We start from the raw sequence: 16,160 nt of genomic DNA, 5'->3' as shown, positions 1-16,160 counted from the left end.
GTTATTTCCTACTTCATTATATTTTTATTTTGTAAGTGCAAATAGCCCAAGTAACTCTTGGAAAATTCGTGGTTGAAAATCAGCGGCCTTTGCTAATTGCTGTACAACTATTTCTGCTTGCTTCAATTCATCTGTCAGTGCCTTTTTTGCACCTTCCAATCCAAGTAAAGCCGGATAAGTACTTTTATCTAATTTCTCATCTTGACCTACTTTTTTTCCTAGCTCCTTGGTAGTTCCGACAACATCTAACAGATCATCGCGAATTTGGAAGGCCAAACCGATGTGATTCCCAAGCTTTTCAAGCAGTTCAATCACATATTCGGTTTGATTGGCTAAAATGCCACCTGCAACGAAAGCATAAGTTAAAAGTGCTCCAGTCTTTCCACGATGGATCGCCTTTAACTCGTTTAGCGCTACGTGTTGTTTCTCGGCTGCCATGTCGCCTGCTTGACCAGCTACCATCCCGCCGCTTCCTGCAGCTTTTGCCAAAAGCTGGATCAACAAAACATTCTCTGTTGGACTCAAGGTAGTTTCACTAACCAGTTGAAAGGCACCGGTCAAAAGTCCATCACCAGCCAAAATCGCTAAGGCTTCACCAAAGACTTTATGATTGGTGGGTTTTCCACGTCTCAAATCATCATTATCCATCGCTGGCAAATCATCATGAATCAGTGAGTAAGTATGAATCATCTCTAATGCTCCGGCGGTTTGATAAACCGGGACTGTTAACTCTTTCTGAAATGCCTGAACAGTCGCTAACACAATCAGCGGCCGAATCCGTTTCCCGCCTGCTTTAACGGAATAAAGCATGCTCTTTTTCAACTCTTCATGTGCAGTGCTAGTAGTAATGAAGTCAACGATCTCTTTTTCAACCTTTGGTAGCTCTTCAGCAGAAAGCTGCTGCAACATTAGGCTTCCTCCTCACCTGTAAAAGGCACTTCTTCATCTTCACTCATCATTTTAGTCAGTGTTTTTTCTGCTTTTGTTAACGTATCTTGACATTGCTTACTCAAAACCATTCCTTTTTGAAACGCTTCTAGTGCTTCTTCTAAAGGTACATCGCCACGCTCTAACTGCGTAACAATGGTTTCTAATTGCGTAATTGATTCTTCAAAGGTTGTATTTTCCATTACTCTTCTCCTTTTTCAATTTTTAAAATCGCGGCTTTAACCGTACCATCAACAAAATGAACGGTCATCTCTTTTTCCTGCAAATCATTTACTGAACGAACGACTTGCTCATCTTGGGTCGTATAGGTGAATCCCCGACCCATTGTTTTCAATGGACTTAGTAAATCCAATGAAGTGATAGCCTGCTGCACTCGCCGTTGTTGTTTTTCCAAATAGCCTTGCATTTGCTGCTGCAAACGTTCCTGTAGATAGGTCATTTGCTGTTGAGCCTGTCTGACACGATTGATGGGATTAGCTTGGGCCAAACGATTACTATATTGCATTAGTTCTCGTTCTCGCTGATTCACCAAAACAGTCATGTTTTGTTGTAATTGTTGCGTTAAGCGATCCAGTTGTATACTTTGCGCTTCATATAAACGGTTAGGCTGTCTAAAAATATATGATTGCTGCAAACGTTCAAATCGTTCTTTTTTTCGTTGCAATTGATGCAAGAAGGCCTGTTCTAAACGTGCCTGCTTTTCTTTAATTCGCAGAATTTCCTCTGATAAAACGGGAACTGCTAATTCCGCCGCTGCCGTTGGCGTTGCTGCACGCACATCAGCAACTAAATCCGCAATCGTTGTGTCCGTCTCATGCCCTACAGAGGAAATAATTGGTATTGGCGAAGCTGCAATCGCCCGCGCCACACTTTCTTCATTGAAAGGCCACAAATCTTCAATAGAACCACCGCCACGACCGATGATCATCGTATCAAAATCCATTGCTTCGGCTTTTTTGATATTTTTAACAATATCAGCCGCCGCTTTGTCCCCTTGTACTAGAGTTGGGAAAAGAACCAACTGAGTAATTGGGTATCGGCGTTTGACAGTCGTAATGATATCGCGAATGACTGCACCACTTGGACTAGTGATCACCGCGATTCGTTTCGGATAACGCGGCAAAGTTTTCTTTGGCTGTGAGAACAATCCTTCTTTGTTTAATTTTTCTCGTAGTTCTGCTAAAGCTTGGTATAGTGCGCCAACACCATCAGGCTCCATGTGGTCAATATATATTTGATAATTACCGCTGGCTTCATACAATGCCACACGACCGACTACCAGCACTTTCATGCCTTCCTTTGGTGTGAATTTCAGTTTTTGAAAAGCTCCTTTGAACATGATTGCACTGATTTTGGAACGCTCATCTTTTAAACTGAAATATTGATGACTATTTGCCCGCATGCGAAAGTTGGAAATTTCTCCGGTCAAATAGACCCGCTCTAAATAGGGGTCTACGTCGAATTTTCGTTTGATGTATTTGTTTAATGCACTGACAGTTAAATACTCTTGTGCCATTTGAACACCTCTTTGCTATTCGTGATCTAATACTTGGCGTTCGCAGCATTCCACGGTTTGCTGCATCAGCATCGTAATGGTCATAGGACCGACACCGCCAGGGACAGGTGTAATGTAGCTAGCAATTGGCTCGACTTCATCAAATTTCACATCGCCAATCAGCTTTCCATCCTCATTTCGATTCATACCGACATCGATAACGACAGCTCCTGGTTTGATGAATTCTTTCGTTACAAAATGGCCTCTGCCAATTGCTACAACCAGAATATCTGCTTTACTAGCAACTTTGGCTAAGTCTTCTGTTTTAGAATGTGTCAGAGTCACTGTTGAATCTGCACCTAAAAGTAAGATTGCCATTGGTTTGCCCACGATGTTGCTGCGACCGATCACCACTGCTTGTTTACCGGCTAATGGGATATTGTATTCTTCAAACATTTTCATGATACCATACGGGGTGCAAGGAATTGTGTGAGGCATTCCAGCAAATAGACGTCCCATGTTCATTGGATGGAATCCGTCAACATCCTTTAAAGGATTGATTGCCATCAAAACTTTCTCTTCATCAATGTGTTCTGGTAAGGGCAATTGAACCAAAATGCCATGGAATTCAGTTGATTGGTTAAAGTAGTTGATTTCTTTGATCAGCTCTGCTTCGGTGATGGTTTCTGGATATTTTTTGACTTCAGAATGTATACCGATTTTCTTTGCTGCACGTTCTTTGTTTCTAACATAGATTTGACTAGCGGGGTTTTCGCCGACTAATAACACGACTAACCCTGGATGGATACCCTTTGCTGCTAATGTTTCAACTTGCTGTGCTGTCTCCTGTTGAAGCTTTTCTGCCAATTCTTTACCATTAATAAGTTGTGCCACGTTCATTCCCCGCTTCTTTCTTTTCTATAGTTTAAATGAAGCTGGGAAAAATAGCTCTATTAGCTATTTGCCCCAGCTTCATCGATCTCTTTCATTACATTAGATAAGATTCCATTAACGAACTTTCTTGATTGATCATCGCTGAAAGTTTTGGCTAACTCGATGGCTTCATTTAGAACCACTCGGTTAGGTACTTGCGTGTTGTATAACATCTCATAAATACCTAGTCGCAAGATAATCAAATCCATTTTAGCAATTCGTTGAATCGACCAGTTAGAACGTAAATGCTTTTGAATAATTTTATCTAGTTCTGCTTGATGTTCAACGACTCCGCCAACTAATTCATCAAGATAGACTGGAACAAATGCGTCTTCATCTTCACTGACAATCTCTTGTTGGTCAATACTTAATGCATGGTTGATGGCGTCTTTTTTTGTTAATTCTTGATTAAAATCCAACGGAAACAGTGCCTGCAAGGCCTTTTCTCGAATCTCGTGACGTGATAATTCTTTACTCATTATTTTCCTCTTCATCATTGAATAGTTCTTCTAAAGTTGGTTGCTCTAGTTTTTCAGCTACAACGCCGACTACGTGGATATTTACTTCACTTAAGGCAACATCTGTCATAAATAAAACTTGCTGTTTCACGCGCTCTTGCATGGCCATAGCCACTTTAGGTACCGAAGTGCCATAGTCAAAATAAGAATAAATATCGACTTTCAATCCGTCTTCGTCATTTTTGAGATAAACACCTTTACCGTGAGCTGCTTTACCAAGTAATTCTGTCACATTGCTAGCTAATGAGCCGCGCATGCCGTAAACTCCGTCAACTTTAGAAGCCGCAATCCCGATAATTACTTCGATTACTTCTGGTGCAATGATAATTTCCCCAAGTTCCGGGCTCTCGCCTAAAACTAAATTCTTTTCATCTGCCATCTTACTCTCTCCTTACTCCTGCTAAATGTAATTATTTTTCTTACCAGAAAAATAAGTCTGATGTTCGTACCGTATATCATTCTGTTAAACTGTTCCATTTTGGCTTTATTTTTGAATGGCAAGTATGTTTTCCTGTTTTTTGATACTGCGAAAAACAGAACTGACACCCTTACTCCTGCTAAATGTAATTATTTTTCTTACCAGTATAACAGAATGATATTCGTGCCGTATATCATTCTGTTATACTGGTTTATTCTTTGCTCTATTTTTGAATGGCAAGTATGTTTTCCTGTTTTTTGGTTCTGCGAAAAACAGAACTGACACCCTTACTCTTTATTATGCATTATGCTCTGGAAGCGTAGCTGCCATCTTGTGTATTAATGATCAGTTTGTCTCCTTGATTTACGAAGAATGGTACATTGACGGTCAGGCCAGTTTCCATCACAGCAGGCTTTGAACCGCCTGATGAGGTATCCCCTTTGATATTTGGTTCTGTTTCTGCAACTTCCAATACTACGGTATTTGGCAGATCAACACCTAAAACTTCATTACCATACATAATGACGGTCAATTCCGTATTTTCTAATACATAAAGCATTTCTTCTGCTACTTGTTGTTTTGGCATTTCAATTTGTTCATAGCTTTGCATATCCATGAAGACATAGTTATCTCCGTCATCATAAAGATACTGCATTTTTTTATTATCAATTTGAGCTTTTGCTACTTTTTCACCAGCGCGGAAGGTTTTTTCTTGAACTGCTCCCGTACGTAGATTTTTAAGTTTCGAACGAACGAAGGCCGCACCTTTACCTGGCTTTACATGTTGAAAATCGACTACGCGCCAAATGCCGCCGTCCACCTCGATCGTTAAGCCAGTTTTAAAATCGTTTACTGAAATCATGATACTTCCTCCTAATTCAATCTCTGCAGATTTGGTTCTAGTTTATCATTTCTTGTTTACTTACGCTACCACTACTCAATAAGACTTATAAAATGATGAGCTCTTTTGGCGACCGCGTCAAAATTCGATTTCCTTCAGCTAAAATCACCAAGTCATCCTCAATTCGAACACCGCCTAACCCAGCTAAATAGATTCCTGGCTCATCAGTAATAATATTCCCCACATTCAACGGTGTATCATTTGAACGACTGATATTCGGACCCTCATGAATCTCCATACCGATCCCATGACCTGTAGAATGTCCAAAGGCTTCTCCATAACCAGCTTCAGTAATGAAATCACGAGCAACCCCATCTAACTGTGCTCCGGTCACACCAGCTTGTGCTACCTCAATGACTTTTAATTGTGCTTCCAAAACGATTTGATAAATCTCCTTCAATTGTTGACCAGGATCGCCAATCGCAAATGTCCGTGTAATATCTGAAACATAGCCTTGATAGACGCATCCAAAATCAAGCGTGATTAAATCTCCTTGTTCGATCATTTTTTCGCTGGCAATGCCATGTGGCAAAGCAGAACGAACACCGCTAGCCACAATCGTATCAAACGATGTGCCCGTTGCCCCAAGTGAACGCATGAAGAAATCCAACTGATTAGCAACTTCAATTTCAGTCATGCCCGGACGGATCATTTTCAAGACATGCTCGAAGCCTTCATCAGCAATAGCGCAGGCCTTTTCAATAATGGCAATCTCTCCATCATCTTTTTGTTCTCGCAGTTTCTCAATCATACCACTAGCTGGAGCCAGCTCCGCGTCAATCACTTCTTCAAAAATAGAATACTCTGCGTAAGTCATGGATGCATCCTCAAAGCCAAGCACATTGATGCCTTCACTTTCCATCAATTTGATAATCTCATCAACAATATTACCTTGCTGTTGGATAATCGTCATTCCTTGCACCTGTTCACTTGCTTGTTCAGTGTAACGAAAATCAGTAATAAAGAACGCTTTTTCTAATGTAATCAAAGCTAACCCAGCAGTTCCGGTAAAATTAGTCAGATAACGAAGATTCGCTGGACTTGTTACTAAGTACGCGTCAATGATCTCTTTTTTCATCAGTGCTCGTAATTTCTCAATCCGTTTTATCATTATTATCACCCATCATTCATTATAGCAAAGAGTTTCGAAAAGCTGAACGAACACGACTAGAAAAAGAAAAAGCAATGAATACACAAAAAAACAGAAGTCACACTCTCAACTTCTGTTTCTTTAATCATCGCCGTCCGGTAAAAAATGAAACAACCGCCACAACAACTACTGCACCTAAAATCGATGGTACTAATGCCATCCCAGCTAAATGTGGTCCCCAGTGTCCAAATATTGCTTGTCCAATATAAGAGCCCGCCAAACCTGCAATAATATTGAAAATGCATCCCATTTGTTTACCGCGTCCAGAAAGACTACCACCGATTGCGCCAATGATAGCACCAACAATTAATGTCCAAATCATCATTATCTCTCCTCATCTGTTCTATTCGAAATTATATAATCACTTAATAGTAGCTGATCCTTACTGTATATCTTACTAGCAAACTAACAAAAATTTTTCTCTAAGTATATCGGTCGATAGTTTTATTCATTTGATAAAGGGCTAATATAAATATCTGTTTCAGTGATTCAGATACTTATCTCAATTGTCAAGAGTTAAATAGCGCTTTTTCCAGAAAGTTTCTCAATTGTGAAACGCAAATAAAGGTTGGTATAAAAGCATTTTACTCTTTGTAAGCGGCTAAAACAGACTTTGAAAATGCTTTTCTTGACAATCCTGTGAATAACTTTTTATTGAATCAGATCTGACCGCAGCTTCACACTATTTTGCTCCCAATTTACTGCACCTAAGCGATAAGGAAAAGCACCTAGCAAGGAAAAGCTTCCAACTTCTGGTACGTTGATCTTATTCATACGAGCGCTCCCTTTAGCTAAATAGCCTGTTCCCATTTTCAGCATATCTTTTAAATTGAGATTGCTGCCGGAGTATTCTTTGACTGTCCCATAATTATTTGTAATGGAAGATAGCCGTGGGCGAACTGTTTTGCGTTTCATCAAGCGAATGATATCCTCTTGGCGTTCAAACACATCAATTCGACCATCCTGATCAATCTGATAACTAATGTACGCATCAATCTCATCGAGCGTCAGCCGATGATCTCCCTTCGTAAATTTCTGTCCATTTTTCAAAGCGATGAAATCTTTATAAATTGTTACTGCCATCTTACCATCTTCTTCAAGCCCGGCTTCCTTCACTCCTAATAAACTATCGGTCTTTTTTAAGATTAAATATTTTTTTACTTCTATAGAAAAGGCTACGGAAAAATAGCCTAGAAATTTTTCGATCGGTACTTGGGTATACAATTCTCCCAACGTCAGTTTTTGAATCTTTATTTCAGGTGAGACTCGTAAAAGGCTGTTCACACCGCTCGTTAAATCGTAAACAAAAAAACTGGAATATTCCCTATCCTCAAACACAAACAAAACTTTCATGACGATCTTCCTTTCTAAAACAAGTGTATAAAAGATCTAAAAGAAAATCATCCGTCGAAAGACTGAGGTTTAAATAGAAAAAACTTTCGATAAGTCGCTATCGAAAGTTTTTTCTATTAATCTAAATATTGTGTATCATTGATTTTCGCTACTGAATAGTTATTATCTTTATATTTCAAAGTCGTAACACTGCAATTATCGATAGCCTCACCTTGATATTCACCAGGAACCAACATTTCTAGTAGTGTTGGAATCATGCTGCCAGATGATACGATCAAGACATTCTTCGCCTTCTTCTTTTTCGCATCGGCAACTACTTTGTCCATAGCAGCTTGCCCTCTTTTAGTGATATCTTTATAACTTTCTGCGACTTTCAACGGATCGCTCTCAGCAATAGCATCTGCTACCCCTTCATCACCTAGTTTATTAACCAGCTTGTCATAATCTGTCCAATCCTCATCGAACTTCAAATCGTTCGCTTCAAAAATTGGTGTCCACATCTCAGCGTTCGTTTTTCCTTCAAAACCGCCGTAATTCCATTCTTTGAATCCATCGTGTTCTGAAAGCTTAGGCGTCTTCTTCTCGTTCTCAGCCAGGATTAATTTGGCAGTATTTCTTTGGCGTCCCAAATCACTGGAATAGGCTAAGTCAAACTTCGTATCTTTCAATCCCTTACCCACTTGTTTTGCTTGTGTAATTCCTTTATCTGTTAAAGGTGAATCGGCGAATCCTTGAACTTGTCCCGTTGTATTGAAAAAAGTTTTCCCATGACGAACCAGATAAATGGTCACTTCCGCTTTTTTCTCGGAATTTTTTTCTTTTGCTTGTACTGAAACACCACCCGTTAAACTAAGCCCTAATAAGAAAACAAACAATAATCCCCAAATTTTTTTCATTTTATAGATCCTCCCCGTTACTTTTAATGACTTTTTTATACCAATCAAAAGAATCTTTTTTCAGCCGTTGCAAACTCCCCTGACCTTCGTTGTCTAAATCAACATAAATAAAACCGTATCGTTTACTCATTTCACCAGTTGTCGCACTGACTAAATCAATTGGTCCCCAAGTCAAGTAACCCATGCATTCTACGAAGTCTTCTTCTACTGCCTGCTTCACTGCTTTAATGTGTTTTTCTAAATATTCGATACGATAGTCATCATGAACGGTTCCGTCTGCTAGTTGATCGATCGCCCCCAGCCCGTTTTCAGTAATCAGGATTGGCAACTCGTACTTTCGGTATAAATAGTTCATGACATAGCGAATACCTGTTGGATCAATTCCCCAGCCCCATTTAGATTGTTCTAGATATGGATTTTGAAGACCTCCGAATAAAGCTGACTCGCCCTCTACCGGACGGTTTGGTTCAGACAGACTAGACATGTAATAATTTAAGCCAATAAAATCAATCGTTCCTTTAGCAAAATCTTCAACATCTTCTGGTTGATTTCCTAAATCGAGTGCTAATGCTTGATATTGTTTCATTTTGTATTTAGGAAACTTACCATTACACATGGCATCGACTTGATAATAATCCCGATCATTGTCTAAAAAGGCCTTCAATACATTATCTGGGTGGCAGTCATAGGAATAGATTGGATTCAAGCCGAAGACACAGCCGATTTTATTTTCAGGATTGAGTTCTCGTCCAAGTCTAACTGCCTTCACTGCAGCTAATGTCATGTTATAGCCAATTTTGGCTAACTCTTCTACTGAGTTTTCCATTTCGCTGTATTTTAAACCCGCAATCAAATAAGTGAAAATATCCGATTGTTCGGACTGTGGGTCAATATGATTCATCTCATTGAAAGTCACCCAATATTTCACTTTGCCATCATATGCTCGCATGACCGTTTCACAATAATGTAGATAAAAATCAATTACCTGTCGATTTTTCCATGAGCCATACTCTCGAACTAAATGGATGGGTAATTCGAAATGATAAAGGGTCACGATTGGCTCGATCCCATTAGCGAGCAACTCATCAATTACCTTGTCATAAAAATCCAATCCCGCTTGATTTGGCTCCTGCTCATCTCCTTTAGGAAAAATTCGCGACCAATCAATCGAGATCCGTAGTACTGTGAACCCCATTTCTTTAAACAGTTTAATATCCTCTTGGTAATGATGATAAAAATCAATTCCTAGATGTGAAGGATAGTCCAACGTTGGATCGATTGTCTCCGTGATCACTCGTGGTTCTTTGTTTGATCCTTTCGTAACAAAGTCCATGATTGCTGGACCTTTTCCATCTTCTTGCCAAGCCCCTTCACATTGATGAGCGGCAATACTGCCGCCCCATAAAAAGTCATTTGTAAATGTCATTTGCTTCTCCTTTTTTACAAAATTACTGTTAGTAATTCATCATCTTGTTCATTACTGGTTGAAATCACATCAAGATAATCATTTGAATTTGTTACCACCACAATGATTACTGGATCAAAACCGGCTTCTTTTACTTTTTCAGCTTGATATTTCGCTAAAATGTCACCTTTTTTGACTTCCTGTCCTTTTTCTACGAAGCTTTCGAAATATTTACCTTTTAGATTTACTGTGTCAACACCAATATGGATCAATAACTCAACACCATTTTTCGTTTTAATGCCATACGCATGTTTGGTTGGAAATGCAACTGTCACAGTTCCTTCGACTGGTGAAATAATCGACTCCTCTGCTTGAGCTGGTATGATTCCAACACCCTTTCCTAACGCTCCAGAGGCAAATGCTTTATCACTAATTTCGCTTAATGGAACTACATCTCCTTCAGCAATTTTTCCAATACAAACTTGTTTCAATCCTTGGTTACTCTCTAATGCTTCAACAAATTCTTTTTCTTCAAGTTCTTCTTCGGATTCTTCTTTAGGAATGCCGATACCATACGCCACAGCTGTAGCACCAACAAAGCCAACCACGACACTAATAATCATCCAAATAAAGTTACTTGTTCCGCCTGCTAGATAAGTCGGTAATGAGGCTAATCCCCAAACAAATCCCATTGTTTTCACACCGGCTAACCCTGCAATCAATCCGCCTAATCCACCACCAATAATAACCGCTAAAAATGGTCGACGATATTTAACAAAAACCCCAAATACAGCTGGTTCAGTAATACCCATTAAAGCACTAAAACTGACCGTACCGAACATTTGGCGCTGATGACCTTTTTTTGCACGTAAGAAGTAGCCAAACATTGCACCACAAACTGCCACATCAGAAATTGTTGCCGCATGCATGATTATTGGATCGTAGCCAATTGTTCCCAAAAAGTTCAATACAATTGGATAAGTAAAATTGGCAGCTCCTAAAACAATCAAGAATGGTTGGAAGGCCGCATACAAGACAACTACAATCCAGTTGCCAATCGTATTCATTAACACATCAAAGAAGGCACTTACGCCATCACCGATCAATGTTCCAATCGGGCCAAAGACGACTAAAATAACTGGAAAGGTTAATACCAGTGATAATGCCGGAACTAAGAAATACTGCAACCCGCTTGGAATGATTTTCTTCAAGTATTTTGTCACGACACTCAAGAACCAAACACCCAACAAGATTGGAATAAAGGTATTCGCGTAACCGATCGTTGGTAGATGATAACCGAACAATTCCAAACCTTTTGCCCCATCAATATTGGTGGAAAGTAGTCCGACTGCTAATGCCATTGCTACATATTCATTCAATTTCATTCGTTTAGCTGCTGATGCTGCAATAAAGACTGGTAAGAAGTGGAAAACCCCGCCACGCAGCGTATCAAAAATCATGTATGTTGGACTGTCTTTAGAAACTAATCCTGTTAATGAAATGATTGCCATGATCCCTGCGATCATTCCGGCTGCAAGTAAAACTTCAATAATAGAAGTCATGGTTTCAGATATCATGACTAAGATTGATGAGGCGATTCCTCGAACTCCTTTGGCCTTTGGCTTTTCAATTTCCTCCCCGTCAGGCTTCAATCCCAGCATTAGCATGAACTCATTGTACACATCCGTAACATGTGTTCCGACGATAATTTGATAGGCAACCTCATTGGAGACGACATCAATCACACCATCCAAATTTTTGATTTCTTCAGTTTTTGCTAAACTGCGATCCTTTAATGTTAAACGCAGGCGGGTCACACAGTGAGCGACTGCTTTGATATTATCTTTACCGCCGACTAATTCGATCAGCTGTTTATTTAATTTTTCATAACTCATTTTTTGTCCTCCATTCTTTCTGTTACACGATTTATGTGAAGCATTAAATAGGTTTCTTCATTGATTGAAATCTCTAGATTAAATTGTGACTGTACATAGATTTTCATTTTCTGGACAGTTTTAAACGATTCTGGATACAATTGGCAAACTTGTTTATAAAGCTCCAAGGTTTCTGATCCATCATTGAATATTTCTCCGTTAACGATTCGCTGCACAAAGTATTGTAAATGAGTAGTGAAGCGCATATAATTCGTTGATTCGTCATCTAACGTCACATTAAAATGATGTTCCACAATCGATACTAGGTCACTTAACGCTCGCATCTCTAAAACATGGTCTTTTCGGCTATCGCGACTTTCTTCCATATTTACAAAGTGCAAACATAAAGACACGGCTTCATCTTCAGGAAGCTGCAAGCCCTTCTGTTCTTCAATCATTTTTAACGCCTTAAGTCCGACCTTAAAATGTTCTGGGTAAAAACGCTTTGTATCCCATATTAGCGGACTTTTGATAAACTGCTGTTTCTCTACACGTTTCAATAGGAACTCCAAGTGGTCAAGAAGAGCCAAACTCAAATAATCACTTGCCTTAATGTTTAATTGTTCCTCTCCATAGGAAATAATATTGCTGATCAAAAGAATATCGTTTGGATCTGAATGAGCCAATAAATAGCTGAAATGATCCAGCATATCAAAGGAATCAAGAATATACATTTTCTCAACTTCCTCTTCTGCGATCTGCTGTCCCTTTTTCTTTTTGAAACCAATTCCTTTTGCAACGACGAAGACCTCGTTTCCTCCTCGTTTCACTAATGCAACGTTATTATTTAAGATTTGGCTGATCTTCATACTTCCTCCTTTCCAGAAAAAAAACCCAAGAAAGTATACAGCGGGACCTTGGTCTCCAGCTATGCTTTCTTGAGTTCTGCCTGATCATCTTCAGTAACATACTCACAATCATGACTCCGGCGCCATGATCGGTCTTTTCTCTTAATTTTTTATAACTTCATTCTAAGTGATAAAAATATGAATGTCAACGCTTTCTCGAAATATTCATTTTTATATGTTTTCACCTTCGTTTTCCACTATCCTAAATCCCCTTGTTATTTAACTGTTTATGACACCCTATAATAAATAGGACTATTAGCAAAAATAGGAATCAATGGTACAATGAACACGGAGAAAACCAATGAATAAAAAATAACTAACCAAAAAATCCTTAACAGAAAGGATCACATTATGAATACTATCAGCTATGTTGTTTTGGCGATGCTTGTTCGTGCGCCATTGACTGGTTATGAATTGAAACGTTTTTTGAATCTTTTTTGGGAGGCTCATCATAGTCAAATTTATCCTACCTTAAAAGAATTGCGCAAACAGGAATTAATCGAAATTGTCGATATTCCCGATGGCAAACGTAAAATCTATGATATTACTCCGGCAGGAAAAGAAGTGGTAAAAAACTGGGTCTTCACTAAAAGCCACGCTCCCTCTCAAAAAGATGAATTCTTAGCAAAAGTATTCACCATTTCTGCATTAGACCGTGATACATCAAAATTCTTGATTATGGAACGAAAGCAATACTTCAATGAACAATTAAAAGAGTATTCGACAGTTTTAAACAGCTTGAGCGAGCTAACTAAAGAGGAACGCCGTAAAAATTTCGGTCGTGAATTGATTATTGAACGGAAGATTCGTCTATGCAAAGAGGAACTGTCTTGGTGTGAGTGGGCAGAAGAAAAAATCGACGCCTATTTTTCTGAATAAGTTTAAAGCAGATCTCTTGAGGTCTGTTTTTTTGGCAAAAATAATTGTAAATATATTTATGTAAATATTGACATAAAATCCTTTTGTGATTAAACTGTTGAATGGAAAGTGGTGACTTAATGGAAAATTTAAACGAAAACAATGACAGTATAGTTACGGAGAAAGAAAATGGTAAAGCAGCGTATGTCGTTGCCTTTGCCTGCATGATCGCCTTCATGGGGATCGGATTGGTTGATCCAATTTTGAATTCGATCGCCAAATCATTACAAGCAACGCCTGCGCAAACAACCTTATTATTTACCAGTTACATGATGGTGACCGGCATTGTGATGCTGTTTACTGGTTTTGTTTCCAGTCGGATTGGTACTAAGAAAACCTTGATGTTGGGTTTAGCTATTATTATTATATTTGCTTTGTTCGCCGGTTTGTCCAATACGATCGATGCATTGATTTATTTTCGTGCAGGCTGGGGTTTGGGAAACGCCTTATTCATTTCAACTGCCTTGTCTGCAATCGTCAGTGTGCTAATTAGGCAAACGGAAAAATCAATCATGCTGTATGAAGCGGCAATGGGACTTGGTATGTCGATTGGGCCTTTAGTTGGTGGTTCGCTAGGCTCGATTTCTTGGCGCTTGCCGTTTGCGGGTGTATCGGTTTTAATGCTGATTCCATTCTTATCAATCTTGATTATGTTTAAGGAATCCAAGGGAAAAAAAGAAAAAGTTGACTTTTTTGCTGGTGTCAACGCCTTAAAAAATCATAAGCTACGCTCTGTAGGCTTGATTGCCCTATTGTATAATTTCGGCTTTTTTACTTTGCTTGCCTATGCGCCCTTTTTAATGCCGAATTTTTCTGAAATGGAAATTGGTATGACCTTCTTTGGCTGGGGAATTTTATTGGCTATTTCTTCGATTTTTTTAGCCACTCGATTTGAACAAAAAATCGGAACATTCTATACCTTGATGATCGGGTTTATCGGTTTTGTTGTCTGCCTGCTGCTGATGGGAATCAATGCCGACCAACCCTCACTAGTGGCTGCTGCGTTGATTGTCGCTGGTTTTTTCCAAGGAATAATCAACACCTTGATGACAACGATTGCGATGGAAATTCCTGGGATCAAACGAAACATCGCTTCATCAACTTACAGCTTCGTCCGCTTTTTTGGCGGCTCACTCGCCCCTTTTGTCGCCGGTTTAATTGGTGCAAAATTCGGCAGTAATTATACCTTCTACTTTGCAAGTGCGATGGTTTTCATCGGTATCATCTTAGTGGTTGTTCATTCACGCTATTTTGAAACTAAAGAAGAAGAGAACCTGTAACTGAAATAAGCCCGTACCTTGTAAAATTACAACGTACGGGCTTTTCATCTACCATCAGACTAGCAAAAAAAAACGTCCAATAATTGATTTTATAACGATGCAACCAGCAATTACAAATAGCGCATTTTTTGGATCTTGGATAAATGGTATCTGCCAGTTAAATAACTGAACCACCGTAGTAAAAAGTGCCATGACACCAAAAATATACCCCATAATTGTTAAAGGATGTGCGGGCGCATTACTGATAAACTTGCCAATCGTCGGCATGACCATGCACATGGTAAATCCGATTAAACCTAACATAATCACCGCTGACCTTGGTCCGTCAATAAAAAACAGTTTCCTTCCACATAATCCTGCATAAACGATCATTCCTGTAACAACCCATTCCGCTACCAGTATCCCAATTCCCTTCATCATTGATCACTCCTCAGATAGATTTTATTAAATTGGGTGATGTGCTTTTCTAAAAAGGTCAATGCTTCTTCATACTTTTCGGGCTGATTATCGTATTTGGTTAACAGTAAATACAAAGGCGAATAAAATTGTAACGCCATGACTTCAGGATCAGCATCCAAATAGACTTTTTCTGCTATTAATTGAGAAAACACCTGTGTAATATACTTTAATCCATTGTTAATTACGAGTTCGCGAAAAAAACTGCTTATTTCAGAACTACGATACTGTTCGATTGTCAGCATTCTACGCAATTGTGAGCCATACTCTGTTTCTAAATAAAATTGAAACATTGTAAAACTCATCTGAATCAATTCTTCACGGACACCCTTTGCATTTAAGAGACCATCCAGTCTTTTTGAAGCGCCAATCTCGGCAGTTTCCTCTTGATAGCGCTGCTCAATGTCTAAAATGATTGCGTCAAAAATTGCTTGCTTTCCGCTGTAATGTCTATAGATTGCACTTTCTCGTATCCCAATTTCCTTTGCAATATCTCGAATCCCAACACCATCAAACCCTTTTTCAGAAAACTGTTTTAAGGCCACCTGTAAAATAAGCTTTTTAGTATCTCGCGCTGCTTTTCTTGGCATAGTCATCCCTCCGCAAATAAGTTAACAACTGTTCACTAAAATTATAGTGAACAGTTGTTAACTTGTCAAATGCACTTAAAAAAGATGTTGGGAAATTTGATTTGCTGGTTATTAACA

General features: G+C 39.1%; 18 protein-coding genes. 2 read left to right on the top strand and 16 right to left on the bottom strand.

Annotation, left to right across the window (positions count from 1 at the left end):
• Positions 1-24: 24 nt before the first annotated feature.
• From OMU_RS14025 to OMU_RS13955, 14 genes are all read right to left on the bottom strand, one after another.
• A complete protein-coding gene (locus OMU_RS14025; protein ID WP_016180540.1) occupies positions 25-909 on the bottom strand; it encodes a polyprenyl synthetase family protein in 885 nt (294 codons plus the stop codon).
• Positions 909-1,130, bottom strand: a complete 222-nt coding sequence (locus tag OMU_RS14020; RefSeq protein WP_016180539.1) for an exodeoxyribonuclease VII small subunit — start codon at positions 1,128-1,130, stop codon at positions 909-911. Before OMU_RS14020 ends, OMU_RS14025 begins: the two co-directional genes overlap by 1 nt.
• Positions 1,130-2,464, bottom strand: a complete 1,335-nt coding sequence (xseA, locus tag OMU_RS14015; RefSeq protein WP_016180538.1) for an exodeoxyribonuclease VII large subunit — start codon at positions 2,462-2,464, stop codon at positions 1,130-1,132. The genes OMU_RS14020 and xseA overlap by 1 nt, the downstream gene beginning before the upstream one ends.
• A gap of 15 nt (positions 2,465-2,479) precedes the next feature.
• The gene (locus tag OMU_RS14010) at positions 2,480-3,337 is read right to left on the bottom strand and encodes a bifunctional methylenetetrahydrofolate dehydrogenase/methenyltetrahydrofolate cyclohydrolase (RefSeq protein ID WP_034876381.1); all 858 of its coding nucleotides are present in this window, start codon (positions 3,335-3,337) and stop codon (positions 2,480-2,482) included.
• Positions 3,338-3,396: 59 nt separating this feature from the next.
• Entirely contained in the window at positions 3,397-3,855 is a 459-nt protein-coding gene (gene nusB, locus OMU_RS14005; RefSeq protein ID WP_016180536.1) for a transcription antitermination factor NusB, read from the bottom strand.
• Positions 3,848-4,273 carry an Asp23/Gls24 family envelope stress response protein gene (locus tag OMU_RS14000; protein ID WP_016180535.1) on the bottom strand — a complete coding sequence of 142 codons (426 nt, stop codon included), beginning with the start codon at positions 4,271-4,273 and terminating at the stop codon, positions 3,848-3,850. The genes nusB and OMU_RS14000 overlap by 8 nt, the downstream gene beginning before the upstream one ends.
• Before the next feature lie 343 nt (positions 4,274-4,616).
• A complete protein-coding gene (efp, locus tag OMU_RS13990; protein WP_016180534.1) occupies positions 4,617-5,174 on the bottom strand; it encodes an elongation factor P in 558 nt (185 codons plus the stop codon).
• 85 nt (positions 5,175-5,259) lie between these two features.
• Positions 5,260-6,324, bottom strand: coding sequence for a M24 family metallopeptidase (locus OMU_RS13985; RefSeq protein WP_034876221.1), 1,065 nt, complete (start codon positions 6,322-6,324; stop codon positions 5,260-5,262).
• 124 nt (positions 6,325-6,448) lie between these two features.
• Positions 6,449-6,685, bottom strand: a complete 237-nt coding sequence (locus OMU_RS13980; RefSeq protein WP_034876217.1) for a GlsB/YeaQ/YmgE family stress response membrane protein — start codon at positions 6,683-6,685, stop codon at positions 6,449-6,451.
• A gap of 329 nt (positions 6,686-7,014) precedes the next feature.
• On the bottom strand, positions 7,015-7,716 hold the full coding sequence (locus OMU_RS13975) for a hypothetical protein (protein ID WP_016180531.1): 702 nt from the start codon (positions 7,714-7,716) through the stop codon (positions 7,015-7,017).
• Positions 7,717-7,832: 116 nt separating this feature from the next.
• A complete protein-coding gene (locus OMU_RS13970; RefSeq protein ID WP_016180530.1) occupies positions 7,833-8,612 on the bottom strand; it encodes a histidine phosphatase family protein in 780 nt (259 codons plus the stop codon).
• Between the two features lies 1 nt (position 8,613).
• Positions 8,614-10,038: a family 1 glycosylhydrolase gene (locus tag OMU_RS13965; protein ID WP_016180529.1), complete on the bottom strand. Its 1,425-nt coding sequence runs from the start codon at positions 10,036-10,038 to the stop codon at positions 8,614-8,616.
• Between the two features lie 14 nt (positions 10,039-10,052).
• Positions 10,053-11,912, bottom strand: coding sequence for a beta-glucoside-specific PTS transporter subunit IIABC (locus tag OMU_RS13960; RefSeq protein WP_016180528.1), 1,860 nt, complete (start codon positions 11,910-11,912; stop codon positions 10,053-10,055).
• Positions 11,909-12,760, bottom strand: a complete 852-nt coding sequence (locus OMU_RS13955) for a PRD domain-containing protein (RefSeq protein WP_016180527.1) — start codon at positions 12,758-12,760, stop codon at positions 11,909-11,911. The genes OMU_RS13960 and OMU_RS13955 overlap by 4 nt, the downstream gene beginning before the upstream one ends.
• Positions 12,761-13,150: 390 nt before the next feature.
• On the opposite strand from OMU_RS13955, the gene OMU_RS13950 reads away from it, so the two are divergent.
• The gene (locus OMU_RS13950; protein WP_016180526.1) at positions 13,151-13,678 is read left to right on the top strand and encodes a PadR family transcriptional regulator; all 528 of its coding nucleotides are present in this window, start codon (positions 13,151-13,153) and stop codon (positions 13,676-13,678) included.
• A gap of 101 nt (positions 13,679-13,779) precedes the next feature.
• Positions 13,780-14,997, top strand: a complete 1,218-nt coding sequence (locus OMU_RS13945; protein WP_016180525.1) for an MFS transporter — start codon at positions 13,780-13,782, stop codon at positions 14,995-14,997.
• Between the two features lie 54 nt (positions 14,998-15,051).
• Here OMU_RS13945 and OMU_RS13940 read toward each other — a convergent pair whose 3' ends face one another.
• Both OMU_RS13940 and OMU_RS13935 read right to left on the bottom strand, forming a co-directional pair.
• Positions 15,052-15,417, bottom strand: coding sequence for a hypothetical protein (locus OMU_RS13940; RefSeq protein ID WP_016180524.1), 366 nt, complete (start codon positions 15,415-15,417; stop codon positions 15,052-15,054).
• Positions 15,414-16,043, bottom strand: a complete 630-nt coding sequence (locus OMU_RS13935) for a TetR/AcrR family transcriptional regulator (RefSeq protein WP_016180523.1) — start codon at positions 16,041-16,043, stop codon at positions 15,414-15,416. The genes OMU_RS13940 and OMU_RS13935 overlap by 4 nt, the downstream gene beginning before the upstream one ends.
• Positions 16,044-16,160 lie beyond the last annotated feature (117 nt).

The organism is Enterococcus avium ATCC 14025 (genome assembly GCF_000406965.1).
GTDB classification, from domain to species: domain Bacteria; phylum Bacillota; class Bacilli; order Lactobacillales; family Enterococcaceae; genus Enterococcus_A; species Enterococcus_A avium.
Note: the sequence above shows the minus strand (reverse complement) of the source record. Positions and strands in the feature narration are given on the sequence as shown.